This is a genomic window from Bradyrhizobium sp. BRP20 (assembly GCF_020194215.1).
In the GTDB taxonomy this organism is placed as follows: domain Bacteria; phylum Pseudomonadota; class Alphaproteobacteria; order Rhizobiales; family Xanthobacteraceae; genus Bradyrhizobium; species Bradyrhizobium yuanmingense.
In genome coordinates this window covers 1-666 of record NZ_JADYVY010000085.1, presented here as the reverse complement: position 1 = coordinate 666, position 666 = coordinate 1, and the positions used below count along the sequence as shown (strand labels likewise).

The 666-nt window shown below is 72.5% G+C and carries 1 protein-coding gene; it reads left to right on the top strand.

All coding sequences use genetic code 11. The features are described 5' to 3' along the window. On the top strand, nucleotides 1-666 hold a 666-nt coding region (locus I6F33_RS37905), incomplete at both ends, for a DUF1522 domain-containing protein (RefSeq protein WP_225145790.1).

Sequence of the window (666 nt, the reverse complement as noted above, 5' to 3'; positions counted from 1 at the left end):
GGTGCGACGGCGGCCGACCTGCGCGGCACGACGTCCTATGCCAGCGCGACCGCGAGCAGCAACGTGCTCTACAACGGCACCGCCGGCGGTACGACGGCCGCGAGCGGCACCACGACGCTCGGCGCTACCATCGGCACCCTGACCGGTGCGGCGGCGACGGCCGGCGACGGCACCACCGCGCTGACCGGTGCGATCACCCTGATCGCGAACGGTGCGGCGACGGCGACCGGCCTGGTCGGCAACGCCCAGCCCGCTGACGGCGACACGCTGACGGTCAACGGCAAGACCATCACCTTCCGCGCGGGTTCTGCCCCGGCGAGCACCGCGGTTCCGACCGGCTCGGGCGTCAGCGGCAACCTCGTCACCGACGGCAGCGGCAACACCACCGTCTATCTCGGCACCACGGCTGCGCCGGCTGCGACCGTCAGCGACCTGCTGACCGCGGTCGACCTCGCCAGCGGCGTCAAGACGGCTGCCATCAGCGCCGGTGCTGCGACGATCGCGACCAGCGTCAGCCAGACTGCCTCGAGCGTCGCTGCGGGCGCCGTCACGCTGAGGAGCTCCACGGGTGCTGATCTGTCCGTGACCGGACGCGCCGACCTGCTCAAGGCGCTCGGTGTGTCCTCGTCGGTCGGCGGCGGCAATGCCACCGTCAACGTCAACCGC